This is a genomic window from Aquihabitans sp. McL0605 (assembly GCF_049993875.1).
Taxonomy (GTDB): Bacteria; Actinomycetota; Acidimicrobiia; order Acidimicrobiales; family Iamiaceae; genus Aquihabitans.
This window is the reverse complement of record NZ_CP188252.1, coordinates 2,620,625-2,645,465: the sequence shown is the minus strand read 5'-3', so window position 1 is coordinate 2,645,465 and position 24,841 is coordinate 2,620,625. Positions and strand designations below refer to the sequence as shown.

The following is a 24,841-nucleotide window of genomic DNA, read 5'->3' as shown; positions in this document are numbered from 1 at the left end:
CAGGGGCCTTGGGGCGGCTCCGCGGCGGGGGCCGGGGCGCCGGCCTCGTGGTGAGCAGCGGGCGCGTGGCACCATGACCCGCATGGGTGACCCGACCACGGACTTCGCGGCCATGCTCACGCTCGAGCCCCACGGCCCCGACGTGTGGGTGGGCACCGGGCCGCGCTACCCGTGGGGCGGCCTCTACGGCGGCCAGATCGTGGCCCAGGCGCTGCGCGCCGCCGCGCACACCGTGGAGCCCGAGTACCGGGTGCACTCGCTGCACGCCTACTTCATCCGCCGCGGCGACGCGTCCGAGCCGGTCCGCTACGAGGTCGACCGCGTGCGCAACGGACGGTCGTTCATCACCCGCACCGTCACCGCCCGCCAGGCGGTCGGCGCCATCTTGTCCATGTCGGCGTCGTTCCAGATCGACGAGGACGCACCCGAGGTGCAGACCGCCGAGCTGCCCGAGGCGCCCGCCCCGTCCGAGCTGGTCCAGGACTCGTGGTCGTCGATGTTCGACCGCGCCACGGTGCCGGTCACCGAGCTCGCCGGCCGCTCGCGCGGCTGGCTCAAGATCAACGCCGACCTGGGCGACGACCCGGTCCTGCACGCGTGCGCGCTGGCCTACATGTCCGACGATTACCCCACCGATGCCGTCGCCGCCCTGCACCCCGACCGGCCCGGCCCCGACGCCCGCCCCGAGGACCACCCGTTCGTCGCCTACAGCCTCGACCACGCCATGTGGTTCCACCGGCCCGTCCGCGCCGAGGAGTGGCACCTCACCGGGATGATCTGCCACGGGATCATCGCCTCGCGCGGCCTCACGGTCGGCCACGTGTTCACCGAGGAGGGCATCCACGTCGCCTCGGTGAGCCAAGAGGTGCTGCTGCGGGCCAACCGCAAGCGCTGATCAGCAGGTGGCCTTGAGCCGGGCCAGGCCCCGGTCGAGCCCGTCGTGCACCCCCTGCGGGAGCGAGCCCGGGTTGGGCAGGTGGCCCTGGGTGAGCCCCACCAGCGTCTCGTGGACCCACGCCTGGAACACCGGGTCGGCCAGCGCCGAGAGGTCGTCGGCCATGGCCGGGTCGAGCGCCGCGAGCGTCTTCGGGTCGAGGCGGCGCACCCCTGCTTCCACCGCACGGCGCTCCGGGGCGGACCTCGCCACCTCGGCGAGCCGGGTGTCCGTGAGCTCCAGGAGCCGCTCGTAGGACCGGCACACCGTGCCCAGCGCCCGGGCCCGGGTCGTCGACTCGGCCGACGCGTCGAGCGCCGGACGGTGGAGGCCCGCCCGCCGGGCCACCTCGCCGAAGATCCACTTCGACGCCGCGGTGCCGCCGGGGCCCTGGAAGTGGACGCCGTCAGACCGGATCGGCACGCCGTCGACCTGCTCCTTGCAGGTGCCGCCCGGGCAGAGCCATCCGTCGAGGTCGATGGTCTTCACCCCAGGCGTGGCCGAGGCCACCGAGGCCATCACCGCGTTGGTGCACGCCGTGCGGTCCCACGTGTCGGCCTGGCGGAAGGTATTCGTCGAGCGGGGAGCATCGGCCACGAACACGGGGGCACCGCTGATGCGGGCGTCGGCGAGCAGGGCCGCGAACCGCGTGCGGAGCAGGTGCTGGTACGAGGCATCGCACGCACCGACCCACCGGCCCGCCACCTCCAGGTCGGCGTTGGTCCAGCCGCCGTAGAGCACGAGCACGGCGTCGGGGCGCTCCCGGGCCACGAGGGCACCGACACCGGCGGGGCAGGCGGCCGGGAGGCTGATGTCCTTCTCGGTGCCCCGGGCCCGGTGGGCACCGTCCCACACGGCCTGGCAGCCGAGCACCGTCGACCGGACCACGTCGAGGCCGTAGGCCCTCGGGTCGGCCACCGCGGGCGCCGCGATGCTCGCGGCCACCGAGTCGCCGAGCACCACGACCTCGGGCGCGCCGGCGATCACCGCCTTCGGCCGCACCACCCCGGACCCCAGCTCCTGGGTCGGCACCGAGATGGCCGCGCTCGTCGCCACGAAGAGGGCGACCACCGCGAGGGCCATCCCCGCCACCGCCAGGCCCGCGCCGCGCCGCCCCTCCCACCAGCCGGCGGGTCGGCGGTGGCGGATCGGGCGCTCGACGAGGAACCACGACGCCGTGGCCGCCGCCAGCGACAGCCCCAGCCGAAACGCCAGCAGCGCCGGGCCCCGCAGCCCGGTGTGCTGCGGGGAGCAGGCGACGTAGATCGGCCAGTGCCAGAGGTAGAGGCCGTAGCTGATGATCCCGAGCGCCCGCAGCGGGGCCACGCCGAGCACGCCGGCCATCCGGGTGCTGCGCACGTCGGCCGCCGCGGCCACCAGGACGGCCGCCAGGACCGAGGCGCCGAGCAGCCCGCCCCAGTAGGTGAACGAGGCGGTCCCGTCGAGCCCCCACCACGCCACCGCCAGCACCGCCGCGGCGCCGATGCCGATCGACTCCGTGCGCCGGGCGAAGGCATCGGACCGGCGCCGGGTCCGGCGCCAACCGGCCACGAACGCGCCCAGCGCCACGGCCACCGCCCGCGTGTCGGTCCCGAGGTAGATGCGCTCCACGGACGCACCACCGGCGCGCAGGCCGATGGCGAGCGCCGCCGACGCCGCGGCCGCGATCAGCGCCCAGCGGGCCACGGTCGCCGCCGGCCGGGCCCGCCGCCCACGCAGGACGAACGCCACCGCGATCGGCCAGACCAGGTACAGCTGCTCCTCCACCGCGAGGCTCCAGGTGTGGGCGAACATCGACGGGGCCAGCCCGCGATCCCAGTAGCTGACCCCGTTGGCGATGTCGTGCCAGTTGGCGACGAAGAACAGCGTCGCCAACCCATCGGAGCGCACCCGGCCGAGGTCGATCCGGGCCACCTCGAACCAGGCGTACAGGGAGACCGCCGCCACCAGGACGAGCAGGGCCGGCAGGAGCCGTCGGGCCCGGCGTCCCCAGAACGACGCCAGCCCGATCGCGCCCTCCTGCTTGTGCTCGATCAGCAGGAGCGAGGTGATGAGGTAGCCCGACAGGACGAAGAACAGGTCGACACCGAGCCAGCCGCCGTCGAGGTAGCCCGCGTGGAAAAGGAGCACGGCCACCACCGCCAGGCCCCGGAGCCCATCGAGCGCGGGCACGCGCGCCATCCGCGGTGCCTGGTCCCGGTCGCTCGCTTCGGCCGGCCCCGGCGGAACCGGTGCCTCTGCCTCTGCCACGTCTGTCGACATCGGCGGGAACCATACCGATCCGCGATCGACCGCGTTCGGAGCGATCGCGGGCCCGCCGATACGGTCTCCGCCATGACGTCGACCCTCATCCTGCTGCGCCACGGGCAGAGCACCTGGAACGCCGAGAACCTCTTCACCGGGTGGTGGGACGCCGACCTGTCCGACAAGGGGCGCGACGAGGCCGCCGCCGCCGGCACGCTCATGGCCGAGGCCGGGCTGGTGCCCGACGTCGTGCACACCTCGCTGCAGACCCGGGCCATCCGCACCGCCAACCTGGCCCTCGACTCGATGGGCCTCCTGTGGCTGCCGGTCAAGCGCCACTGGCGGCTCAACGAGCGCCACTACGGCGACCTCACCGGCCGCAACAAGGCCGAGGCCACCGCCCAGTACGGCGAGGACCAGGTGAAGGTGTGGCGCCGCAGCTACGACACCCCGCCGCCGCCCACCGCCGCCGACAACGCCTTCGACCCCAACGCCGACCGCCGCTACGCCTCGCTGCCACCCGACGTGCTGCCGCAGTCGGAGTGCCTCGCCGATGTGGTCGACCGCATGCTCCCCTACTGGTTCGACTCGATCGTCCCCGACCTCGCCGGCGGCGGCACCGTCCTGGTGGCCGCCCACGGGAACAGCCTCCGGGCGCTCGTGAAGCACCTCGACCGGATCGCCGACGCCGACATCGCCGGCCTCGACATCCCCACCGGCGTCCCGCTGGTGTACGAGCTGGGCGACGACGCCCGCCCGGTCGAGGCCAAGCCCGCCCTCGAGCGCGCACTCGGCGACCCCGAAGCGATCAAGGCCGCCGCCGAAGCCGTCGCCCGCCAGGCGCAGGCCTCGCCCAACGCCTGACGCTTCGCCTCCACCGCCGGTCCGCACCAACTGACCAGGCAAGGTCTCCAGCACGCGCCGCGCCGCGTCCGTATGCTTCGCAGCCATGGCACCCAAGCACCTGGAACACCTCGCCGAGATCCCGTTGTTCTCCGCGCTGTCGAAGCGCGACCTGGGGCGGATCGCCAAGGCCTCCAACGAGATCACCGTCGCGCCGGGCCACGTGCTGGTCGACCAGGGCGATGCCGGCCGCGAAGCGTTCCTCATCGTCGACGGCACCGCCACGGTGAAGCGCAACGGGCGCAAGGTCGGCACCCTCAAGGCCGGCGACTCCATCGGTGAGCTGGCCCTGCTCGACCACGGGCCGCGCACCGCCACGGTCACCGCCGACACCGAGCTGACCGCCCTCGTGCTCAGCGCGCGGGAGTTCGCCGGGGTCATCGAAGAGGTCCCCGGCCTGGCCCAGAAGCTGCTCGGCCAGCTCGCCGCACGGGTGCGAGAGCTCGACCGCCAGATCTACGGCTGAGGCCCCCGGCACGCAGCCCCTCCCACCTGCGCACCAGCCCGCCGCGGAAATCGGTGGGGTCCCAACGTCGCGAGTACGTTTGGCCTCGCTATGGCAACTGAAGAGACCACTGCAGACAAGCGGATCAAGCCGCACCACCTCGTCATCGGACTGGGGGTGCTGGTCGCCGCGTTCACGGCCATATCGGGCATCGTCCCGCTGTTCACGAAGTGGCACGACACGTCGCCCATCGGCCGCGAGGTCTTCTTCAACATCCCGTCGCCGGTGAAGCTGGCGTTCTACATCGTCATCCCGATCGTCATCATCTACGGCGCGGTGATGTTCTCGAACCGGGTGAAGAACTGGGAGCGGGGCGCCCCGGACCGCCGGGCCACCACCACCAAGAACGCCAAGAACCGCGCCGAGAGCTACCGCTCGGGCGTCTACATGCAGACGCTGCTGCGAGACCCGGCCGCGGGCCTCATGCACAGCCTCATCTACTTCCCCTTCCTGGTCCTGCTCGCCGTCACCACGGTGCTGGAGATCAACCACCAGGTGCCCGAGAGCATGAAGTTCCTGCACGGCACCACGTACCAGGCGTACTCGTTCGTCGGTGACCTGGCCGGAATCTTGCTGTGCATCGGCGTCGGCTGGGCCATCGTCCGCCGCTACGTCATCCGGCCGTACCGCATCCGCATCAAGACCAAGGCCGACCACGCCCTGGGCCTCGGCACGCTGTTCGTGCTCGGTGTCACGGGCCTCGTCACCGAAGGCGTCCGCATCGCCGCCGAAGGCACGCCGGCCTTCGAGAAGTGGTCGTTCATCGGCTACCCGATCGCCCTCGCCATCAACGGCTACGGCAGCCTCCACGGCCTGCACCAGGCCCTCTGGGGCATCCACGTCGGCGCCTTCGTGGTCTTCCTGATCATCCTGCCGGTCACGATGATGCGCCACATGTTCACGTCGCCGCTGAACATGTACCTCAAGGACAAGGAGCGCCCCAAGGGCGCCATGCGGCCCATGCCGAACCTCATGGAGACCGAGCTCGAGAGCTTCGGCGCCTCCACGGTCGAGGAGTTCACCTGGAAGCAGCTGCTCGACACCGACGCCTGCACCATGTGCGGCCGGTGCACCAGCGTCTGCCCCGCCCACGCCACCGGCAAGCCGCTCGACCCCCGGGAGATCGTGCTCAAGGTCGGCGAGGTCATGGCCGCCTCCGGCACCCCCAAGGTGTCGCCGCCCATCAGCACCGTCCCCGACATCATCATCGAGTCGAACTCGGTGTTCGACCGCATCACGCCCGACGAGGTCTGGGCCTGCACCAGCTGCAAGGCGTGCGACGAGATCTGCCCCGTCAACATCGAGATCCTCGACAAGATCCTCGACATGCGCCGCTACCTGACGCTGATGGAGGCCAACTTCCCCACCGAGCTCGGCTCCGCCTTCACCGGCATGGAGAACCAGGGCAACCCCTGGGGCATGAGCCAGTCCGACCGGGCGGCGTGGACCGCCAAGGTCGACGACGTGCCGATCGTCGACGGCTCCGAAGCGTTCGACCACGAGTTCCTGTACTGGGTGGGCTGCGCCGGCTCGTTCGACGACAAGAACCAGAAGGTCACCCAGGCCATGGCCAAGCTCATGCAGCGCGCCGACATCGACTTCGCCATCTTGGGCCCGTCGGAGAACTGCACCGGAGACTCCGCCCGCCGCGCCGGCAACGAGTACATCTTCCAGATGCTCGCCACGCAGAACATCGAGATGATGAACGGCATGGGCGTGAAGAAGATCATCACGCAGTGCCCGCACTGCTTCAACACGCTGATGAACGAGTACCCGCAGCTCGGCGGCAACTACGAGGTGGTGCACCACAGCCAGTTCCTCGAGTGGCTCATCGACCAGGGCAAGCTCGACCTCAGCGAGGCCAAGCTCGAGGAGCGGATCGTCTACCACGACTCCTGCTACCTCGGCCGCCACAACGACGTCTACATGGCGCCCCGCAACGTGATCGGCAACCTGGCCGGGATCGAGATCGTCGAGGCCTCGGCCAACGGCACCAAGGGCATGTGCTGCGGCGCCGGCGGCGCCCGCATGTGGATGGAGGAGACCATCGGCACGAAGGTGAACGACGCCCGCTCCGAGCAGCTGCTCAACACGGGCGCCGAGCGCGTCGCCACCGCCTGCCCCTTCTGCTACATCATGATCGACGACGGCGTGAAGGGCCTGGGCAAGGGCGACGACGTCCAGGTCGCCGACATCGCCATGCACCTGCTCGAAGCCATCGAGGCCGGCGAAGCCCGCGGCGTCGGCGGCGTGCTGGAAACGCTCGAGGACTGACCTTGACCGACGGCGCCGGGAGCAGGGTCACCGTCGTGGTGGCCAACGCCGACGAGACCGTCTGCGAGGTCTTGGCGCGGGTGATCGAAGCGGGCGGCCACGAGTCCGTGCGGGTCACCGACGCCACCCAGGTGTCGAGCGCCGTCAACAGCGCCTCGGCCGACGCGGTGCTGCTCGATCTGGGCGCCGCCAACGTCGACCAGCTCCGCAACCTGCGCAGCGAGGGCCATCCCCGGGGCAGCGACGCTCGGGCGGTGGTCATCAGCACGGGCCCGGCCAACTCCCTGCTCGCGTGGCAGGCCGGCGCCGATGCCGTGCTCACCCGGCCGTTCAAGGCCGAGGAGCTCCAGGCCACCCTGGCCGACGTGCTGGGCCGCACCAACGATGCCCGGGCCGCCATCCGGGCCGCCCAGGTCCAAGCCCTCAGCGCCTGACCACCCGGCGCGGTCGGATCCCGATCGGGCTCGGGCCCACGACCCGACACGAAGCGGCCGTCACGCTGGGTAGCCTCGGCGGTGCGCTCCGTGCATAGGTCATTCGGCCTAGACAAGATCAGTCACTGTGCGTAGTATTCGGTTCCGAAGCCGACTGCTCTCCGTGGTCGGGACGAAGGGGACACGGAAATGCCTCGAGCCCAAGCGATCGACACCAGCGTCGGACCCATCGGCGGCCAAGCGCTGCCCGAGGGCGTCATGATGCGGCGGGGCCAGTCCTGGGGCGCCGCGGTGCGGCGCCAGGACGGATCGATCGGCACCACCAGCCGGATCCTGCCCGCCAGCCTGAACAAGTGGCGCACGCTGCCCCTGGTCCGGGGCGTCATGGCGCTCGGCGAGACCGCCGCCCTCGGAACCAAGGCCACCGTCTGGGCCGCCCAGGAGCGCGGCGACGAGCGGGGCGACGGCTACACCCGCAAGGGCCTGTTCGCCACGGTGGCCATCGCCATCATCGCGGTCGTCGGGGTCTTCGGCCTGCTGCCCGCCGTGCTGGTGAAGCTGGCGGGCATCGACGGCACGATCACCTTCCCGCTGAGCGAGGGCCTCATCCGCCTCGGCATCCTGGTCGGCTACCTGTTCCTGCTCGGCCGCTCGCCGCAGGTCCAGCGGGTGTTCGCCTACCACGGCGCCGAGCACATGACGATCCACGCCTTCGAGCACCGGGTCAGCCTCACGCCCGAGCACATCCGCACGTTCAGCCGCCGCCACCCGCGCTGCGGCACGGCGTTCCTGCTCGTGGTCGTGATCACCACGATGTTCGTGCACGCCTTCATGGGCCACCAGAGCTGGCAGGTCCTGGTGGTCGGGCGCATCCTCGGCCTCCCCCTGGTGGCCGGCATCGCCTACGAGGCCATCCGCTTCGCCGGCCGCCACCAGCACCAGCTGATCGGGCGGCTGATCATGGCCCCCGGGTCGTGGCTGCAGGGCATCACCACCGCCGAGCCCACCGACGACATGATCGAGGTGGCCGTCGCCGCCCTCGAGGCCACGTTGGCCGCCGAGCCGCTCGCCGCCGCCGTCACCACTGCACCGCTCGGTGCCGTCGAGGTGGCCCGGTGACCGCGCCCGCCACCGATCGCAGCACCCGGGTCGACGCGGTCGCAATGGCCGAGATCATCGCCGTGGTCGCACCCCTCGTGGTGCCGCGAGACGAGGTCGACGACGAGGTGGCGGTCCCCGAGGCCGTGCCGTCCACCGACCCCGCCGACACCGCTGCCGCCCAGGCGCCGCGGTTCGAGCGCCTCAGCACCCGCCGCACGCTGGTGCTGGCGCTCGCCGGGATCACCACGCTCACCGAGCTCCTCAGCTTCACCGGCCGCATCCCCACCATCCCGATGGGCGGCCTCGAGCTGTCGGCTTCGCTCATCCCGGCCCTGGCCCTCGGGCTGGCGTGCGGATCGCGCCTGCTGGGCCGGTCGTCGGTCCGCCGGGCCGCCATCGTCTTCTGGATCGTCGCCGCCGTGATGATCCCCGTGCTGGCCTACCTCTTCTGGCGGTCCGGCCGCCTCGAGCTGGTGCCCACCCTGATCTTCGCGGCGCTCGACGAGGAGCTGGTCTACCGGCTGGCCATCCCTGCGGTCATCGCCGCCGCGCTGCGCCTGGGCAACGTGCGCCCCAACGCTGCTCGCATCGCCGGGCTCGTCGGTGCCGGCATCGCGTTCTGCCTCCTGCCCGGCCACCTCGAGCAGATGCGCGGCGCCGCCGGGTTCCTCCCGTTCGCCGCGTTCGCCGGCCTGTCGGCGTTCATCGTCTACCGCTCCGGGTCGGTCCTGCCCATGGCCGTCGGGCACGCCATCTCGAACCTGCTCGCGGTCCTGGTCTTCCGCAACGCCATGCCGGCCGATGCCCGCTCTCTGGGCCTGGCCACCGTGCTGTGCCTCCTGGTGCTGGCCTGGGGCCGTCCGGCCCGCATCACCGTCGGCGACGACGGCGGCCTGGTCGACACCCAGACCGGCCTGGCCGTCACCGCCATCGACCTCCGCGACGGGCAGCCCGCCCTGGTGGAGCTGGCCGACGGCCGCTACCTCCCGGTCCACGCCGACATGGTCCGGCCTCGCGACGTGCCGGTGGTCGACCTGCCCGACGACCCGGCGGCCGACGAGGGCCGCCTCCACCACGAGCTGACGTAAGCGCCGGACCGGGTGCGGCGGCGCCCCCTCAGTCGTCCTGGAAGTTCTCCCAGTAGCGGGAGGGGGTGGGACCGCGCTGGCCCTGGTACTTGGAGCCCACCGCCGCGGAGCCGTAGGGCACGTCAGCCGGGGTGGTCATCCGCAAGAAGCTGATCTGGCCGATCTTCATGCCCGGGTACAGCGTGATGGGCAGCGTGGCGATGTTGCTGAGCTCGAGGGTGACGTGGCCGTCCCAGCCGGCGTCGATGAAGCCGGCGGTGGAGTGGATCAGCAGGCCGAGGCGACCGAGGCTCGACTTGCCCTCGAGGCGCCCGACCAGGTCGGTGGGGAGCTTGATGCGCTCGGCCGTGGAGCCCAGGACGAACTCGCCAGGGTGGAGCATGAACCGGGACTCCGGCTCGTCGCGGATCTCCACCAGCTCGGTGAGCTCCTCGAGGTTCTCCTTCACGTCGATGATCGGCGTGGTGTGGTTGCGGAACACCCGGAAGTAGCGGTCGATGGTCAGATCGACCGACGAGGGCTGGATGCACGACTCGTCGAGCGGGTCGATCTCGATGCGGCCTTCGGCCAGGGCCTCGCGGATGCTGCGGTCGGAGAGGATCACGGGACCGGAGGGTAGACGGTCGGCGGCCCGGCCCGGGCGGGACACCCCGACCGGCTCCGCAACCACCACCTCACCACCGCCTCCATCCGAACTTGTTGCAGCCAGTGCTCCATGCAGCACTCCGTGCAACAAGTTCGGTCTGGGGTCAGATGTCGAGGAGGGTGACGAGGATCTCCTCACCGGCGCCGAGGCCGCCGAGGTGGCTCTCGCCGGGGAGGACGTGCAGCTCCGCGTCGGGCAGCCGGGTCACGCAGTGGACGCCGTGCTCGAACGGGATGATGTGGTCGGCGTCGCCGTGCCACCAATGCACCGGGACCTTCACGTCGGCCAGCTCGAAGCCCCAGGGGCGGCAGAACAGCAGCACGTCGGCCAGCGGAGCGGAGATCTGCTTGCGGCTCCCGTTCAGCAGGTCGTCGAGGAACATGGCCTTGAACTCGGGCCGCTCGAGCAGGGCCCGGTCGCCCGACGGCGAGACCTTGGCGAACAGGTCGAGCGCGGGTGGCGCCAACGGCTTCAACAGGCGGATCATGCCGGTCAGCCCGATGCCGATGGGGACGCGGCCGACCCGGATGAGCGGTTCGAGGTGACGGCCGACCGAGACCAGCCCGCCGTCGATGGCGTCGGGCCCGACCGTGGGCGCCACACCGCCGAGGACCCCGATCGTCCGGACCCGATCGGGCAGGGCGTGGCCGGCGGCCAAGGCGTAGGGGCCGCCTCCTGACAGGCCGATCACGATCAGCTCGTCGAGGCCGATCTCGTCGGCGACCGCTTCGAGGTCGACGGCGAAGTCGAGCATCCGGCGGTAGAGGTGCGGTGTTGACGATCCGATGCCGGGCCGGTCGATGCCGACGATGCGGACGCCGTTGGCCTCGGCGAAGGCCCGTGCCTCCTGGGGGATCTGGCGGCGCGCACCCGGTGTGCCGTGGAGCCACACGACGGCCCGGCCGTCGGGCGGGCCGAACTCGGCGAACCCCAGGCGGCGGCCGCCACCGATGCCGACGGTCCCCTCCAAGCGCGGTGCGATCACATCCCCCATCGCGCCAGCCTGCCACCACGCCACCCACCCCGTGACCAGGCTCGGCCGCAGAGCCCTCCACCGCTCGTTCGGTGGCAGCCGGGTCCACGCCCGCGAGCGACGCGTACGCTGTCCCGGTGCGGAGGACGACGGGCGGTTGGAGCGGGCGGGCGGTGGTCACCCTGGCGCTCGGCGCCCTGCTGGCGCTGGTGGTGGGAGCGTGCTCGACGGGTGATGGCAGCAGCGGCTTGGGCGCGGGCGTGGGCCAGTACGCCCCGGAGCGGAAGTTCGCCGGCAACCTGGTGCTGGTCCGCGACGACCTGCGCGGCGGCGAGTCGACCCACGCGCTGGGGCCCACCGAACGGGCCGCCCACTCGCTGCTGCTCGAAGCGTGTGCCGGCTCGCGCCTGCCTGGGTGGAACGCCCGGGTCATCGACGAGGTCGCGATCACCGACGCCGGCGACGCGCCGGTGGCGTCGAGCCGGGTCGACATCATCGACCATCCGTTCAACGCGGCCTCGCACCTCAACGTGCTGCGCGACGTGCTGATCCACTGCGGTGACCACCCGGCCGTCGCCGGTGCCGCCGCCGACGCCTTCCCGATCGACGAGGCCGAGCTCGACGGTCTGGCCGACGATCACGTCGCCACGACGGTCACCACCATCGTGCACGGCAACCCCACCACGAGCACGCTGATCCAGCAGCGCCGCGGCCGCGTCCTCGTCACCACCACCTCCCACGACCAGGCCCGGGCGATCGAGCTGGCGAAGAGCGCCGCCGCTCGCCTGGAGAAGGCGAAGTCCTACGACGTCGACGAGTGAGGACCTCGGTCGTCAGATGTAGTCGTGGTGGCGGAGCCAGTTGAGGGCGAACCAGCCCCAGATCGGCGGGAGGTAGGCGGTGCAGAGGCGGGCCGTGAAGGTGGCCGCCACCGCGATCGACTGCTCGACACCGGCGGCGGTCATGCCGGCGATGAGGCCCGCCTCGATCACACCCAGGCCGCCGGGCACGGGCGCGGCGCCGCCCAGCAGGGAGGCGAGGGAGTTGATCACGATGAGCGTCGCGAGCGGGAGCGACGTGCCGTAGGCGTGCAGCGCGGCCTCGAGGACCAGGGCGTAGGCGATCTGCGAGCAGAGGTTGCCGCCGAAGATGCGCACGGCCTTGCGCGGATCGCTCAGGATGCCGCGGAGGTTCGCCTTGGCCGCCGCCACCTGCGGGCCGACCGTGCGACGCACCATCGCCCGCAGCTTGGGGGCGAGCAGCACGACGGTCACGAGGACGCCGAGCGCCACGATGCCGAACAGGACGTAGCCGGCGATGTCGCTGCCGCCGACCGATCCGGTCGAGAAGTCCATGTTGGTGAAGAGCAGCGCCAGCGTGATCAGGACGACCTCGACGATGCCGTTCACGAGCGAGTTCATGACCCCGGAGCTGGCCGCCACCGCGACCGCCAGGCCCTGCTTCTGGAAGAAGCGGATGACCAGCGCGGTGTTGGCGACGGTGCCGCCGATGAGCCCGGTGAAGTTGTTGGCGAACTGCTCGGCGAGCAGCGGGCCGAACGGGAGGGGCTGCACGACGGTGCCCTGGACCGAGATCGTCCCGAAGAAGTTGGGTGAGAACGAGATGGCGAAGGCGATCAGCACCCAGCCCTTGTCCGCGGTCTGGAGGGTGGCCCAGAGGTCGACCCCGGAGAACTGGGCGACGATCAGGTAGAAGCCGACGAAGGTCGCCACCGCCATCGCCACGCTGGTGCCCGAGATGCGCCGCAGCTGGGTGAGCTGCGGCACCTCGACGCCGGTCCAGGCGGCACCGGCCTCGCGGAGGTCCTTGAGCAGCTTCTTGCGCTCGGGCAGCGCACGGCGCGCTGCGGGGGACAGCGCCGCCGACTCGAGCAGGGGCAGCAGCTCGGACAAGCCGTCGTCGCCCAGGGCCCGGCCTGCGGCGGCGAGGGCTCGTTCGTCGCCGACGAGCACGGCCGTGGAGACGAGCAGGTCGACTCGGTCGCGGGTGCGGCGCTCCGCCGGTGCCCCCGCCACGCCGAGGGAGAGGTCGACGAACGCGGCACCACCGCTGGCAGTGCGGATGAGGTTGTCGGGGCCGATCATGCCGTGGGCGATGCGGGCGGCGTGGAGCCGGCCCAGCTGGGTCCAGGCGTCGTCGAGCGTGGCCTCGTCGAGCTCCGCCGGGTCGATCAGCGAGAACGGCTCCCCGGGCGGGTCGAGCAGGACGAGCACCGCCGTCTCCTCCGGTCCGGCGGTCGCGGCGATGACCACCTCGCTCACGGGCACCCCGGCCTTCGCCGCCATGAGCAGGAGGTAGGCGCGGTGCTCGAGCTGCGACGAGCGCGACGCCGAGATCGACGGACCGGCGTCTCGGTACATGAGCGAGCGCCAGACCTTCGAGAGCCAGCGGGCGTCGGTGGCATCGCGGCCGATGACGATGACCGATGCCGGGGCACCGTCGGGTGCGGCGGCGACGAACCGGGTCTCGCCCCAGGTCTGGGCATCGGCCAGCTCCAGGTCGACGAGGGCGACACCGAGGTCGGCCAGCGCCCGCCGCACCGACCCCTTCGTCGGCGTGGCCTTCGGCGTGCCGATCGCCAGGCTGGCGATCGCCGACATCGCCCAGCCCAGGCCGACCGCCCCGGCGATCGAGGCCAGGGGACCCACCGCGGCCAGCACCGCGCCCGCGATCGCCAGACCGGAGATCATCCAGACGCTGCGCCGCGCCGGGCGCACGAGGTACGGCGCCACGGCGAGCAGGACGGCGATGGCCACCGCCAGCCACACCGGCGACGCCGCGAACAGGTGACCGCTCTTCTCACCCGCCGCGGCGCGGACCTCGTCGACGTGGACGACGCCGGCGAGCAGCCACGACACGACACCGGTGACGGCACCGAGGACGACGAGCGACAGGGCCAGGCGGATGTTGCGGGTGAGGAGCAGCGCGCCGACCACGACCACCACCGCGCCGACGGTGCCGGCGACGAAGACGAGCGTGCCGGCGCTCCCGATCCACGCGGGGAGGTCGGTGAGCCAGCGGTAGAAGCTGTCGTCTCGGGGCTTGAACCCATCGGTGGCGAGGTAGCTGGCGGCGACGACCAGCAGACCGATGGCGAGGTGCAGCGCGTCGCTCGGACGGCGACGGATGCTCCCCGCCGGCACCACGCCGAAGAACGAGCCCGCCCTCGCCCGCGGCTCGGCGCTGGCGAGGATCCGGTGCGGGTCGAACGAGGCTCGGCGGCGCGACCGTTCGACGTCGGCCTCGACCGGTGCGCCCTGCTCGCTCCCCCGCTCGTGCTCGCTCATCGCCGTCGCAGCGTACGCCAGCGCCCGATCTCGGGATCTCCCCCGGACCCGTGCGACGTGTGGTCGAGCTCGTTCGGGGTGCGGTCGGTCTCCTCCGACCCGGACCGCTCGGTCAGAAGGTGAAGCGGGTGCTGCGGGGGCCGAAGGCGTCGTCGGTGCCGAAGGCGTAGACCGCATCGGGGGCGATGGCGAAGGGCCGGTAGGGCGGGGCGCCGGCGGTGGGTGCGCCGTAGGGGGCGTCGAACGCGCCGTCGACGACGACCGGGGGCCAGCCGTACTTGTCCCGGTAGGCGTCGGCGAGGCGCTGGAGGTGATCGGGGTCGGTGACGAAGCTGGCGGTGCCCTCCACCACGAGGTCCATGCCGTCGGTGGTGACCGACATCGAGCAGCGACCGTCGGCGGCGAGGTGCCGGCCCTTCGCCGCGTCGGCCCGGGTCGTGGAGTGCAGCTCGCCGTCCATCCAGATGGTGAGGCACGGGCGCACGTGGGGGCGGCCGTCGGGCCGGGCGGTGGCGAGCCAGGAGAACCGGGCTTCGGCGATGCGACCCTGCGCCTCGTCCCACTCGATGGGCTCGGCATCTTGTCCGGTCAGCACCTCGGCGTGGGTCGGCTGCGTGGTCATGGCCAGCTCCTGGTCGGCGGTCGACGGTGGCCGCCACGCTCGGGCGCCCACCACCGGGGCAGACGCAGGCCCGGCGCCCAACTCATCGCCACGATCTCGCTGGGCGCCCGCCGACCGGGGTCGGGTAGGGTCATCCCTCGCTGGATCGCCGTCCGCAAGCCCACGGGCCCAGGTCGGCGCCCCACGCGGGTGTAGTTCAATGGCAGAACATCAGCTTCCCAAGCTGAATACGGGAGTTCGATTCTCCTCACCCGCTCTCACCCGAAGAACCGCAAGGAGGCCCTGGTCAGTAGACCAGGGCCTTCGTCGTTCTGGCGGGCGGCCTGGCGACCTTGCCCTGTGTCGCGGCCGTCGAGCGGCGTACCCGGACGAGCCGGGAGGGCCGAGGCAGACGTCAGGCGTAGACGAGGCGCGAGATCCACTCGGCGACGAGGGCCGGCTTGTCCTCGCCCTCGATCTCGACGGTGAACGAGCGGGTGACCTCGATCGAGCTCCCCTTGAGCTCGACGTTGCTCGTGACGGCCCGGGCCCGGATGCGCGAGCCCACCTTCACGGGCGCGACGAAGCGCACCTTGTTGAACCCGTAGTTGATCGCCATGGCGAAGCCCGCGAACCGGGCTGGGTCCTGCCGCGCCGAGCTGGTGCCCGAGGACAGGTGGCTCAGCATGGACAGGGTGAGGAACCCGTGGGCGATCGTCGTGCCGAAGGGCGTTGCCTTCGCAGCCTCCGGGTCGACGTGGATGAACTGGTGATCGTGGGTGACGTCGGCGAACTGGTCGATCTGGTCCTGGGTGACGGTGAACCACTCCCCGGTGCCCTCGTCGTTGCCGACATCGGCTTGGAACAGTTCGAAGGCCTTGGCTGCTGCATCGCTCATCGCTCTGTCCTACTCCCTCTCCCACGGATCCGCTCGCCTGACGGCGACGCCCCCGCAGGTGATCGTGGTGGGGCGACATCTGACGCAAATCTTTCGCTTCATGGAGACGCTTCGGCGCTATGGTCGGCGGCATGGAGACCACCGCAACGACCGCATGCGCCGTGGGCGCCGGCGTGTCTGCTCTCCATGCCGTCGCGCCGCCCGCGGTGGTGCGCGGCTGGCTCTACGACCCCGCCGAGCACTGGTGGGCGCTGCTCGTCGGCGCGCCGCCGTTCTCTCGCTGAACGAGCCGTCGTTGAGGCGCTAGGCCTCCCCTCACAGCTTCAGTCCGACGTACCCGACGATTCCTCGTCGGGTGCGATCGCTGCGCTGGACGACGAGCGTCTGTCTGCCGCACAAGGAGCTCGGGTTCCTCGATGGTGCCGTTCGTGCTCTCCGTCGGCCTCCTGGCCACGGTGGGCTTCGTCCTCAAGATCGTCCTCCGCGTCCTGAACAGGGGCTGCCGGTACCGGTGCCGCTGCGTCGCGGACTCGGTCGCCCTCGGCGCGCTCGCCGCGATCGCGACGAGCCCTCCGGTGCGACAGGGCGACCGCTGACCGGACGTCTGCGGGAGCTCCGACGCCGCCTGCACCTCAGCCCCACCCCTACCGGCTCGGTCATCGAGTCGACCATCACCGAACAACGAGAGGAACTCCTCATGACACGTCACCTCAACCACCCGACGCAGGACGGATCGGTCCGGGTCCGGCTCCAGATGCTGCTCGACGAGCACCTCGATCGAGCCGATGCGTGCCAGCCGGACGACCCCGCGCTCGAAGGCCACCTCACGGCCGCCATCCAGTTGAACACCGCCCTGGTCCGGTGGGACCAAGGCACCTACGGACGATGTCGCCAGTGCGACGAGCTCATCGGTGCCGAGCGGCTGGAGGCCATCCCCGCTGCGGCGCTGTGCATCACCTGCCAGCTCCAACCCCGACCGTTCCTGATCTGAGGAACCCCGGCGCCGGCCCGCCCGCCACCGCCCGAAGGAGAAACGTGACGACCGAGATGACCCCCATCACCACCCTCGATGCCGAAGACCTCGCCGAGTTCGAGCGGACACTGCGAGCCATGCTCGAGGAACGGGTGGCACCGCTCTGCGACGACGATCTCAGCCTCGCTCGGCACCAAGCTCACGAGCGGTCGCTCGAGGAGGCGCTCGAGCGGATCAGCGCCGGGACCTTCGGCGGATGCCAGGGGTGCGGCGGACCGATCCCCTCGGAACGCCTCGAGGTGGTTCCCACCGCGCAGCGCTGCCGGACGTGCGCCTCTCGGCCGAGCTAGCCCCAACGCTCGGGCCCACCCGGCGCCCCCGGCGACGTGCGGTCGAGCTCAGGCGATCGTGATGTGGGGCTCGACCGCCTCGACGTTGCGGATCCGAGTGGCGAGGGTGGCGGCCAGGTGACGGCGGAGGTCGGCCGTCGCCGCGGTCCCCGCCAGGTTCACGAGCTGGAACGGGTCGCGGATGTTGTCGTAGCAGCTGGTCTCGACGTAGTGCTCGGCGTCCGGTCGGCGGTGACCAGCGAGAGGGTTCCGGGTCGGGGCGCGCACGGCGTAGGTGTGCGTGGGGGTCCGGAGCGCCCGCCCGATCTGGGATTCGCTGATCTGGATCAGCACATCGGATGGGGCATCGGCGTCGGACTGGAGCGGGCGCCCATCGAGCCCGGGGTCGCCGCCGCCGGCCGCGTGGACGAGCGTGGGGGCCAGGTCGAGGTTGGTGGCGAGGTCGCTCCGGCGGACGCCACCGCGGAAGCCGGGCCCGGACAAGACGAGCGGGATGCGGAGCGACGCGTCGTGGGGACTGCGCTTGTACTCGAGGTTCCGGGTCCGGAAGTGGTTGCCGTGATCGCTGGCGAACACGATCAGCGTGTCATCGAGCTGACCCGAGGCCCGGAGGGCATCGACCATCCGGGCCAGGTTGGCGTCGATGCTGGCGCAGCACGCGAGGTACTCGGCGTAGTTCCACCGCCAGTCACCCGCCCACCGGCGCAGGTCGCCGGGGCGATCGAAGTCGGCGAACCGCCGGGCCCAGCCCTTGGGACCGATGGTCCGGAACCGGTTGTTCTGGTGGTGCGGCTCCAGGAAGGACACGAACAGGAAGAAGGGCCGCTCCCGGTCGAAGCGCCCGAGCCGTTCGATCGCGATGTCGGTGAGCGCGTCGACCCGGTAGCCGTGCAGATCGACCCGCCGTCCGTCCTCATCGAAGACGTGTCCTGACACCGCGCCGGACGTGTGCTCCAGCGCATCGGCGGCGACCCAGGCATCGCGGTACCCGCCCCGCCGGTCGGGCGGGACCGGCTCGCGTTCGAACCGTGCGGTCGGCCGGTCCGGAGGCAGGCCGTGCCCGCGGTTCGACGCAAGGTGCCACTTGCCGACGTACCCGGTCTGGTAGCCGAGCCCGTGCATCCGGTCGGCGAGGGTCTCGGTGCCAGGGGGCAGCGCGATTCCGTTGCGCCAACAGCCGACCGAGGTCGGGTACCGACCCGTCTGCAACGCCGCTCGGGCCGGGCCGCACACGGGCTGCACCGTGAACGCCTCGTCGAAGGCCACCCCCTCGGCCGCCAGCGCATCCAACTGCGGCGTGACGTCCAGGCGCTGGCCGAACACCCCACACGAGTCCGGACGCTGCTGGTCCGACAACACGACCAGGACGTTCGGCGGCGGCACACGGGAACCCTAGGCAGCCGGGCGAGGGAGCCGGGCACCCCCCGCCCCATCGGATCCACGCCCGCTCGGCGGCGCTGGTCGGTCTCCTCAGTGACACCGACGACGTTCGGGCCGGGCACTCGGCGCCAAGCGAGATGCTGCATATGCGAATCCAGCGGAGTGGGGTGCATTTACCGCTTTCACAACGGGACGCTTTGCGGACTATGGTCGAAGCCATGGCTATTCCGGCTGCGTTCGCGATTCGAGGGACCACGATCCCTGCCGCTGACCGCCCGGCGTGCTGGTGGGCGCTGCTCGTCGGCGCCCCTCCGGCCGTCTGATCCCCCGCCAGATCTAGCTGCAGGCGGACTCGCTCCGCCCCGCCGTCCCGGGCCCCCCGTTCCTGCCACCGGCAGTCGACCGCGGGCGCGGTTGGGGAACGGACGGTTCCATTTCACTTGGAACAGCGAAGTCCCACTCAGTTCTTTGACGCGCCAGGAGGTGAATCATGGGAGACGGAAAGACTCGAAAGAAGGGCAAGTCGGTGCTCGAGAAGCGCCGCCTGAAGCACGAGCGTCGCGCCACGCGAGACGCGGCCGACCAACGACGGAAGCTCGTCGACGGTCGAGCCTGACCAGACCGTACGGCGGCACCGGGTTCTCCGGCCCGGTGCCGCCGTCGGCACCCCGATGCATGCGAAAGGACGACCGTGACCCTCCGAGCCCAGTGCCACAGCTGCACCGAAGCGTTCGACCTGGCGCAGCTCTACACGGCCGACCCCTTCGACGCCGACCGGTGCCCCAAGTGCGGCGCCCACCTGGGATCCGCCGGCCTCGGGCACACCACCTTCCGGATCGAACGCCACCTGAAGGCCCTCGATCAGGCGCTCCGAGCCCTCGCCGACGCGCCCGGGGCCTTCACCGTCGACGTCGCCGACCTCGGGTCGCACGTGATGGCGGCGATCGACCAGCTCGACGAGCCCCCTCGCCTCGACACCTCCACCCGAGTCGTGCCGGCCGTTCGGCTCTGACACCGAGCGCAGCAGAGGGCACCGGTGAGGGCCTTCGGCCCCGGGCCCTACTCGCCGGCGCCGCGACCGGAGGGGGCAACGGCGCCCCGTCCGGTCGCAGGACCGATCCCCACCACGACCAGAGAGATGCCTTCCATGCCACACCGAGACGGAGCCACCGTGACCGACGCAACCCGGACGGATCGCACTCAGGTGCTCGAGGGCGGGGCCGGGCCTCCATCCCCGACCGTCGGCCCACCGAGCGAGATGCGCTCGGGCCCACGAGGTGAACCTCCCGGGCTCGGTCGCTCCATCGTGGTCGCCAGCGCGGTGGCGATCACCGTCGTCTTGAGCACCGTGACGATCGGCCTCCTGGCCACGGGCACGTCGCCGGCTTCGTCCTTCGGCATCGCGGCCTTCGCCGCCCTGTGGGGAGGCGGAGGCTTCGGCGCCATGATCGGCGGGGTGCTGTACGCCCACCGTCTCGAGCAGGGCGATCCGACGCCGTCATCGGTGGGCTCGGACCACGACCTGGCGCCGGCCCTGCTCCCGGCCTGGCCATCCACGACGACCGTGCCTGCGATGAGGGCCAAGCGGGCCGCGTCATCGTGAAGCGCGCCGGCCACGAGCGATCTGCCCTGCCGGCCCCGGCGCGATGATGAGGGCGCCATGAGCACCCCCAACATCCTCACCGACACGCGGCCGATGATCGACGGCGAGCGACCCGACGTCGCCAACTCGATCATCACCGACGCGTGGGGGCTGCACTTCGCGCAGGGCGGGGTGGTGATGGCCGCGGGGCTGCGGGCGATGGAGGCGGTGCTCGACCGGCCCGACCTCAGCCTCGCCAGCGCGAGCGCCACGTTCTGCCGGCCGGTGGCGTGCGGACCGGTGTCGACCACGGTCGAGGTGCTGCGCGACGGACGTCGGGGGTCGCAGGTGCTCGGCGATCTCCGGGTGCCGGGCGACGACGGGACCAACGTCTCGCTCACAGCGGTGTTCACCGACCCCTCGCTGCCCGGTCCGACCGACACGCCGCTCCCGCGGCCCGTCGAGCTCCTCGACCCGCCGCCCGCCGACGCCCCTCCGGTCTGGATGGAGAGCGCCTACCCCCTCGGCTTCCTCGACAACACGGAGTGGAAGACGGCCAGCTCCGGCGCATCGGCACCCGCCCACGATCCGGTCCACCGGCTCGCGGTCTGGTTCCGGTTCACCGATCCGCCGGCCGCTCCGGATGCCGACTGGGATCCCGCGCTCCTCCCGATCCCGGGCGACTCGCTCGGCTCGGCGCTCATCGTGGCGCTCGGCGGCGGCGAGCGGCCGGTCGGCAGCGTGTCGCTCCAGATCGGCATCCAGGTGTTCCGGCCGATGCGCGGCACCTGGATCGGCGTCGACTCCACGTGCACGCACATCGCCAACGGGCTCGCCAGCGGGGTGCTGAACCTCTGGAGCGCGGCCGGCGAGCACGTGGCCACCGTGACGCAGACCGCCATGCTCCGCTCCCTGTCCGACTGACCGCCGCCTCCGCAGGCACGCGGCCCGGAAGGCGGCGCACCCCGGCGCACGATCCCGGACAAATGTCCGGTTCTTCGTTGACGGGCCGGTCCGGGTTCGCCACCATGGTCGTGCGGGTTGCGACGGGTGGTGCTGCGGAGGAGCAGGCATGTCCAACGGGTTGACGGGTCAGTTCGATGCCGTGCTGGAGGTGAGCGCCGCGTCGATCCAGCGGCTGCTGATGATCCTCCACCGCAACGACCACAAGGACGCGAGGGTGCCGACGCTGCCCCACCACGTCGAGCTCCACCTCGACGAGCCCGGGAGCCCCGGCCACCTCGCCGCGCAGGTGGGCGTGCCGATCCTGTCCCTCCACGACGGATCGACCGACACGTTCCACCTCGACGTCGGCATCCGGGCCGAGTTCCTGGCCGACGAGGGTGCCACCGACCCGCTCCCCCAGTTCATCAACGGGACCATCGGGGCCGACTACCGGATGGAGCCCGTCGACCCGACGTGCATGGGCTGGCAGCACGCAGCGAAGGACCACGTGTGGCTGCGCGTGGTCGCCGGGTCGGTGACGTTCCGCGGCACGACCGTGAGCGACCTTTCGGGGTTGGACCTCGATCTCGGCTCGCCCGAGCTGACCGCCCAGATCCAGCACCTGGTCGAGCGCCTGCTCCAGCACCAGTTCGAGGCCACGCCCCACCGGGTGTCGAGCGGGTTCCGGCCCGGCCACCTCGTGCAGCTCGATCGCAACGAGGGGAACGCGGTGGCGATCCCCGTCGGCCTCGACGGCTCGGTCCCCTCGGGCTCGGTCTCGAGCATCAGCCGGGTGTTCCTGTACGAGCGCGACCTGGCGCTCGCCGTGAGCCGCGACGTCGTGCTGGCTCGGATCCGCGCCGTCCTCGACGACTTCCAGAACAGCTTCGGCGAGACGATCCGCCTCCACTTCACCGCCGGCATCCTCGGCTGGGACTTCGTCGACATCGACATCACCTGGGGCGTGGCGGTGAGCTCGACCGAGGCGGTGTGGGTCGGACCGGCGGGGCCCGTCGGCGGGGTGTGGATCGACGTGAAGGTCCACGGCGACGGCACGACCCAGAAGTCGGAGTACAACTGGACGTTCGACGTCGTCCAGCGGATCCTCCTCAAGGTCAACGCGGGGAACAGCTGGGTCAGCGCCACGCCCGTCGGCAACCCGAGCGTCGTCCTCAACTACGGCGGGCCCTACGCAGACGAGGCCAAGGCGGCGGCCCAGCCGCAGGTCGAGCAGAGCCTGCAGGCCCAGATCCAGACCCTGACCGGCAACGTCGGCGCCGACCTCGGGCTCGGCGACCGAGCCGCCGACCTCAGCCGCCAGCTGGCCACCCTCGACCCGGGCGCCTTCGCCCGCTTCGACGCCACCCGCTACGACGACGACGGCATCGTGCTCGTCGGCACGATCTGGGTGTCGTCGGCCACCAGCGGCACCGAGGTGGCGTTCGCCAAGCGCGACGAGGGCGACGGCTACACCGCCTTCGCCAGCTGGATGCCCGGCGGCCGGATCGACCGCTACTCGTGGTCATGGCAGTGGCACGACGGCTCCCTTCCACCCGACCAGTCGTCGTTCCGCGATCGCTGGAGCCTCGTCCGCGCCGCCGGCCGGTCGCGCGGGCCGTTCGGCGTGCGCGCCGGGATCAGCGCGCCGCTGCCCGGCATCGACGGGCCCGGCAAGGTGAAGCTCGTCGTGGCGGGGGTGTACGTCGACGACGTCTCCGGCGAGCTGGTCGACTTCACCGCGAGCAGCGAGCCGATCGACCTCACGCTCCCCCCGGGCACCATCCCCCACCAGCGACTCGTCATCAGCACCAACGACATCCACGGGCCGATCGCCGGCGAGCACCTGCCGACGTCGGGCGTCGACATCGGCCTCCACACCTCGGTCGCCGGGTACGGCGGCGGGTTCAGCACTGGTGGCTCGAACGTGCTCGTGGTCCGACCCGGTTCGGAGACGAGCGAGACCGAGCTCACCGCGTCGATCGCCACCGCGCTCGCCGGCGCAGGCAAGGAGGGGACCGGCCTGCAGGTGGTCGTGCTCCACCCCGAGGGCACCATCGACGCCGCCGGCATCGAGGCATCGGCCCAGCAGTTCCATCGCGAGGTCGGGGCCCTGGCCAGCACGTTCGTGTCGTTCGACGTCGACGGCACCTGGGCCGACGCCCTGGCCCTCCCGGTCGACACCCGTTCCACCGTGATGGCCCTGGTGACCCCGCAGGGCGGCACGTCGTGGATGGCGACCGGGGAGCCGGAGGCCGACGAGCTGTCCGCCGTGCTCGGCGCCCACCTGGTGCCGGCGCCGCCCCCGAGCTACGAGCGCGTCGACTACGGGGTGAGCCGCGACGACCTGCTCGGCCCGTGGGCCCTCGCCGTGACCGGTGCCGGCTGCCCGCCGCCGCCCATCGGCCGCCAGGGCCGCCGGGCCATCATCACGTTCGTCCGCCCCGGCTCCACGACCAACCTCCGGGCCCTGACCACGGTCAAGCGCCTGGCCCCCGATCCCGACGACGTCTTCACCGCAGTCGTCGTGCAGGGCGCCGCGGTCGACGGCAGCGAGCTCCGCACCGCCGGCCTTGCGGGCGACGCCGTGCCGATCGCCGACCCCGACGGCGAGCTGGCCGAGCGCTTCGGCGTCCGGACCTGGCCCACCACGATCCTGGTCGACGCCGGCGGCGTCGTCCGCCGCGTGATCCCCGGTGCAGGCGACGAGCCCGGCGCCCTCGGCGAGCCCGCCGCTCCCGACCAGCCCGGCGGCCGACCGTCCGATCCCAGTCCGGAGGTGCCCGCATGACCCCGACGCTGATCGTCCTCATCCCGCTGCTCGTGGTGCCGGTGGTCGCCCTGCTGGCCTTCGCCGGGTGCAAGCCGTTCGCCGCCGACACCTCGACGCCGCCGGGGACCGCCCCGGGCAACGGCGACCACCCTGGAAACGGCAACGGCAACGGCCGCCCGTCCTACGCCGACACGATCCTCAAGGGCGGCGAGGGCCTGGTGGCGTACTGGACCCTCAGCGACGTCGCCACCACCGTCGCCGTCGACAAGGGGCCGAGCGCGCTCAACGGCACCTATCGCGGCGCCCCGGTGCTCGGGCAGGGCGGCGGCGCCCTCGCCGACCGGGAGCCGTCCGACGGGTGCACCCGCTTCGGCGGAGCGGACCTGGTCGAGGTGCCCCACAGCGCGCTGCTCAACCCGGGCCCCAACCTCCGGTTCACGTTCGAGATCTGGGTGCGCCACGTCGACGCGGCCGGCCACGCCGGTGACACGCAGACCATCGCCAGCTCGCGCGGGAAGGCCGGCGGCGACGACACCGGGTGGGAGCTGTACCTCAGCTACGGCAACGACGGCACGCCCACCTACAAGGCCCGCGTGTTCGGCGGCGGGACCAACGCCTCGGCGACGATGGCGGCCGGGGCGGGTGCGGTGGGTGGCGCCTGGCACCTCGTCGCCCTGATCTACGACGGCACCGGCGCCGCCCCGTCGGTCACGGTCGACATCCGGATCGTGGGCGACCCCAACCGGTACACCGAGACGAAGTCACCCGCGGGCTACGCCAGCACCACCGACGCCTCGCCGTTCGTCATCGCCGCGTTCGGGGCCGGCAACCCCCAACGGCCCTTCACCGGTGATCTGGACGAGGCCGCGTTCTACAACACCGCCCTCAGCCCGACGCAGATCGACGCCCACGTCGCCGCCAGCCGGCCCTGA

At 71.9% G+C, this 24,841-nt stretch carries 25 protein-coding genes and 1 tRNA gene; 19 read left to right on the top strand and 7 right to left on the bottom strand.

Translation table 11 applies throughout. The features are described 5' to 3' along the window. Positions 1 to 82: 82 nt before the first annotated feature. Positions 83 to 895, top strand: coding sequence for an acyl-CoA thioesterase (locus ACPPVX_RS12265; protein WP_426570842.1), 813 nt, complete (start codon positions 83 to 85; stop codon positions 893 to 895). Here the strand turns inward: ACPPVX_RS12265 and ACPPVX_RS12260 are convergent, their stop codons facing one another. Further along, positions 896 to 3,106 carry an acyltransferase family protein gene (locus ACPPVX_RS12260; RefSeq protein ID WP_426570841.1) on the bottom strand — a complete coding sequence of 737 codons (2,211 nt, stop codon included), beginning with the start codon at positions 3,104 to 3,106 and terminating at the stop codon, positions 896 to 898. A gap of 162 nt (positions 3,107 to 3,268) precedes the next feature. Here ACPPVX_RS12260 and ACPPVX_RS12255 point away from each other — a divergent pair, with 162 nt between their 5' ends. The 6 genes from ACPPVX_RS12255 (at position 3,269) to ACPPVX_RS12230 (ending at position 9,483) form a co-directional block, all read left to right on the top strand. After that, positions 3,269 to 4,042: a phosphoglyceromutase gene (locus tag ACPPVX_RS12255; protein ID WP_426570840.1), complete on the top strand. Its 774-nt coding sequence runs from the start codon at positions 3,269 to 3,271 to the stop codon at positions 4,040 to 4,042. 85 nt (positions 4,043 to 4,127) lie between these two features. Next, on the top strand, positions 4,128 to 4,547 hold the full coding sequence (locus tag ACPPVX_RS12250) for a cyclic nucleotide-binding domain-containing protein (protein ID WP_426570839.1): 420 nt from the start codon (positions 4,128 to 4,130) through the stop codon (positions 4,545 to 4,547). Between the two features lie 90 nt (positions 4,548 to 4,637). Further along, positions 4,638 to 6,860 carry a (Fe-S)-binding protein gene (locus ACPPVX_RS12245; RefSeq protein WP_426570838.1) on the top strand — a complete coding sequence of 741 codons (2,223 nt, stop codon included), beginning with the start codon at positions 4,638 to 4,640 and terminating at the stop codon, positions 6,858 to 6,860. A 2-nt stretch (positions 6,861 to 6,862) separates the two neighbouring features. Beyond that, on the top strand, positions 6,863 to 7,294 hold the full coding sequence (locus tag ACPPVX_RS12240) for a hypothetical protein (RefSeq protein ID WP_426570837.1): 432 nt from the start codon (positions 6,863 to 6,865) through the stop codon (positions 7,292 to 7,294). Between the two features lie 189 nt (positions 7,295 to 7,483). Beyond that, a complete protein-coding gene (locus tag ACPPVX_RS12235) occupies positions 7,484 to 8,413 on the top strand; it encodes a DUF1385 domain-containing protein (RefSeq protein ID WP_426570836.1) in 930 nt (309 codons plus the stop codon). Beyond that, positions 8,410 to 9,483: a CPBP family glutamic-type intramembrane protease gene (locus tag ACPPVX_RS12230; RefSeq protein ID WP_426570835.1), complete on the top strand. Its 1,074-nt coding sequence runs from the start codon at positions 8,410 to 8,412 to the stop codon at positions 9,481 to 9,483. The genes ACPPVX_RS12235 and ACPPVX_RS12230 overlap by 4 nt, the downstream gene beginning before the upstream one ends. A 28-nt stretch (positions 9,484 to 9,511) precedes the next feature. Here the strand turns inward: ACPPVX_RS12230 and dcd are convergent, their stop codons facing one another. Both dcd and ACPPVX_RS12220 read right to left on the bottom strand, forming a co-directional pair. Beyond that, the gene (gene dcd, locus ACPPVX_RS12225) at positions 9,512 to 10,087 is read right to left on the bottom strand and encodes a dCTP deaminase (RefSeq protein ID WP_426570834.1); all 576 of its coding nucleotides are present in this window, start codon (positions 10,085 to 10,087) and stop codon (positions 9,512 to 9,514) included. A 145-nt stretch (positions 10,088 to 10,232) separates the two neighbouring features. Further along, positions 10,233 to 11,123 carry an alpha/beta fold hydrolase gene (locus ACPPVX_RS12220; protein ID WP_426570833.1) on the bottom strand — a complete coding sequence of 297 codons (891 nt, stop codon included), beginning with the start codon at positions 11,121 to 11,123 and terminating at the stop codon, positions 10,233 to 10,235. 116 nt (positions 11,124 to 11,239) lie between these two features. On the opposite strand from ACPPVX_RS12220, the gene ACPPVX_RS12215 reads away from it, so the two are divergent. Continuing rightward, positions 11,240 to 11,923, top strand: a complete 684-nt coding sequence (locus ACPPVX_RS12215) for a hypothetical protein (protein WP_426570832.1) — start codon at positions 11,240 to 11,242, stop codon at positions 11,921 to 11,923. A 12-nt stretch (positions 11,924 to 11,935) separates the two neighbouring features. Here the strand turns inward: ACPPVX_RS12215 and ACPPVX_RS12210 are convergent, their stop codons facing one another. Together ACPPVX_RS12210 and ACPPVX_RS12205 are read right to left on the bottom strand one after the other, a co-directional pair. After that, a complete protein-coding gene (locus ACPPVX_RS12210) occupies positions 11,936 to 14,410 on the bottom strand; it encodes a lysylphosphatidylglycerol synthase domain-containing protein (protein WP_426570831.1) in 2,475 nt (824 codons plus the stop codon). Between the two features lie 112 nt (positions 14,411 to 14,522). Then, on the bottom strand, positions 14,523 to 15,032 hold the full coding sequence (locus tag ACPPVX_RS12205; protein ID WP_426570830.1) for a pyridoxamine 5'-phosphate oxidase family protein: 510 nt from the start codon (positions 15,030 to 15,032) through the stop codon (positions 14,523 to 14,525). A 185-nt stretch (positions 15,033 to 15,217) separates the two neighbouring features. On the opposite strand from ACPPVX_RS12205, the gene ACPPVX_RS12200 reads away from it, so the two are divergent. Continuing rightward, positions 15,218 to 15,288: transfer RNA gene (locus ACPPVX_RS12200), tRNA-Gly, on the top strand. Between the two features lie 138 nt (positions 15,289 to 15,426). On the opposite strand, the gene ACPPVX_RS12195 is transcribed toward ACPPVX_RS12200, so the two are convergent. Next, the gene (locus ACPPVX_RS12195) at positions 15,427 to 15,909 is read right to left on the bottom strand and encodes a MaoC family dehydratase (RefSeq protein ID WP_426570829.1); all 483 of its coding nucleotides are present in this window, start codon (positions 15,907 to 15,909) and stop codon (positions 15,427 to 15,429) included. 131 nt (positions 15,910 to 16,040) lie between these two features. Between ACPPVX_RS12195 and ACPPVX_RS12190 the strand changes: the two genes are divergently transcribed. The 4 genes from ACPPVX_RS12190 to ACPPVX_RS12175 all read left to right on the top strand — a co-directional run bounded on the left by ACPPVX_RS12190 (position 16,041) and on the right by ACPPVX_RS12175 (position 17,232). After that, positions 16,041 to 16,193, top strand: coding sequence for a hypothetical protein (locus ACPPVX_RS12190; protein WP_426570828.1), 153 nt, complete (start codon positions 16,041 to 16,043; stop codon positions 16,191 to 16,193). A 132-nt stretch (positions 16,194 to 16,325) separates the two neighbouring features. Then, the gene (locus tag ACPPVX_RS12185; protein WP_426570827.1) at positions 16,326 to 16,505 is read left to right on the top strand and encodes a hypothetical protein; all 180 of its coding nucleotides are present in this window, start codon (positions 16,326 to 16,328) and stop codon (positions 16,503 to 16,505) included. A 101-nt stretch (positions 16,506 to 16,606) separates the two neighbouring features. Next, complete coding sequence (locus ACPPVX_RS12180; RefSeq protein ID WP_426570826.1) at positions 16,607 to 16,900, top strand: TraR/DksA family transcriptional regulator; 294 nt, start codon at positions 16,607 to 16,609, stop codon at positions 16,898 to 16,900. A gap of 44 nt (positions 16,901 to 16,944) precedes the next feature. After that, positions 16,945 to 17,232 (top strand): TraR/DksA family transcriptional regulator, encoded by a 288-nt coding sequence (locus ACPPVX_RS12175; protein ID WP_426570825.1) that lies wholly within the window; start codon positions 16,945 to 16,947, stop codon positions 17,230 to 17,232. 48 nt (positions 17,233 to 17,280) lie between these two features. On the opposite strand, the gene ACPPVX_RS12170 is transcribed toward ACPPVX_RS12175, so the two are convergent. Next, entirely contained in the window at positions 17,281 to 18,615 is a 1,335-nt protein-coding gene (locus ACPPVX_RS12170) for a sulfatase-like hydrolase/transferase (RefSeq protein WP_426570824.1), read from the bottom strand. 487 nt (positions 18,616 to 19,102) lie between these two features. Between ACPPVX_RS12170 and ACPPVX_RS12165 the strand changes: the two genes are divergently transcribed. From ACPPVX_RS12165 to ACPPVX_RS12140, 6 genes are all read left to right on the top strand, one after another. Continuing rightward, on the top strand, positions 19,103 to 19,228 hold the full coding sequence (locus tag ACPPVX_RS12165; protein ID WP_426570823.1) for a hypothetical protein: 126 nt from the start codon (positions 19,103 to 19,105) through the stop codon (positions 19,226 to 19,228). A gap of 75 nt (positions 19,229 to 19,303) precedes the next feature. Continuing rightward, positions 19,304 to 19,624, top strand: a complete 321-nt coding sequence (locus ACPPVX_RS12160; protein ID WP_426570822.1) for a hypothetical protein — start codon at positions 19,304 to 19,306, stop codon at positions 19,622 to 19,624. A 294-nt stretch (positions 19,625 to 19,918) separates the two neighbouring features. Continuing rightward, on the top strand, positions 19,919 to 20,215 hold the full coding sequence (locus tag ACPPVX_RS12155) for a hypothetical protein (protein WP_426570821.1): 297 nt from the start codon (positions 19,919 to 19,921) through the stop codon (positions 20,213 to 20,215). A 57-nt stretch (positions 20,216 to 20,272) separates the two neighbouring features. Next, positions 20,273 to 21,118 (top strand): thioesterase family protein, encoded by an 846-nt coding sequence (locus ACPPVX_RS12150; protein ID WP_426570820.1) that lies wholly within the window; start codon positions 20,273 to 20,275, stop codon positions 21,116 to 21,118. 148 nt (positions 21,119 to 21,266) lie between these two features. Further along, positions 21,267 to 23,927 carry a peroxiredoxin family protein gene (locus ACPPVX_RS12145; protein ID WP_426570819.1) on the top strand — a complete coding sequence of 887 codons (2,661 nt, stop codon included), beginning with the start codon at positions 21,267 to 21,269 and terminating at the stop codon, positions 23,925 to 23,927. Then, positions 23,924 to 24,841: a LamG-like jellyroll fold domain-containing protein gene (locus ACPPVX_RS12140; protein ID WP_426570818.1), complete on the top strand. Its 918-nt coding sequence runs from the start codon at positions 23,924 to 23,926 to the stop codon at positions 24,839 to 24,841. The genes ACPPVX_RS12145 and ACPPVX_RS12140 overlap by 4 nt, the downstream gene beginning before the upstream one ends.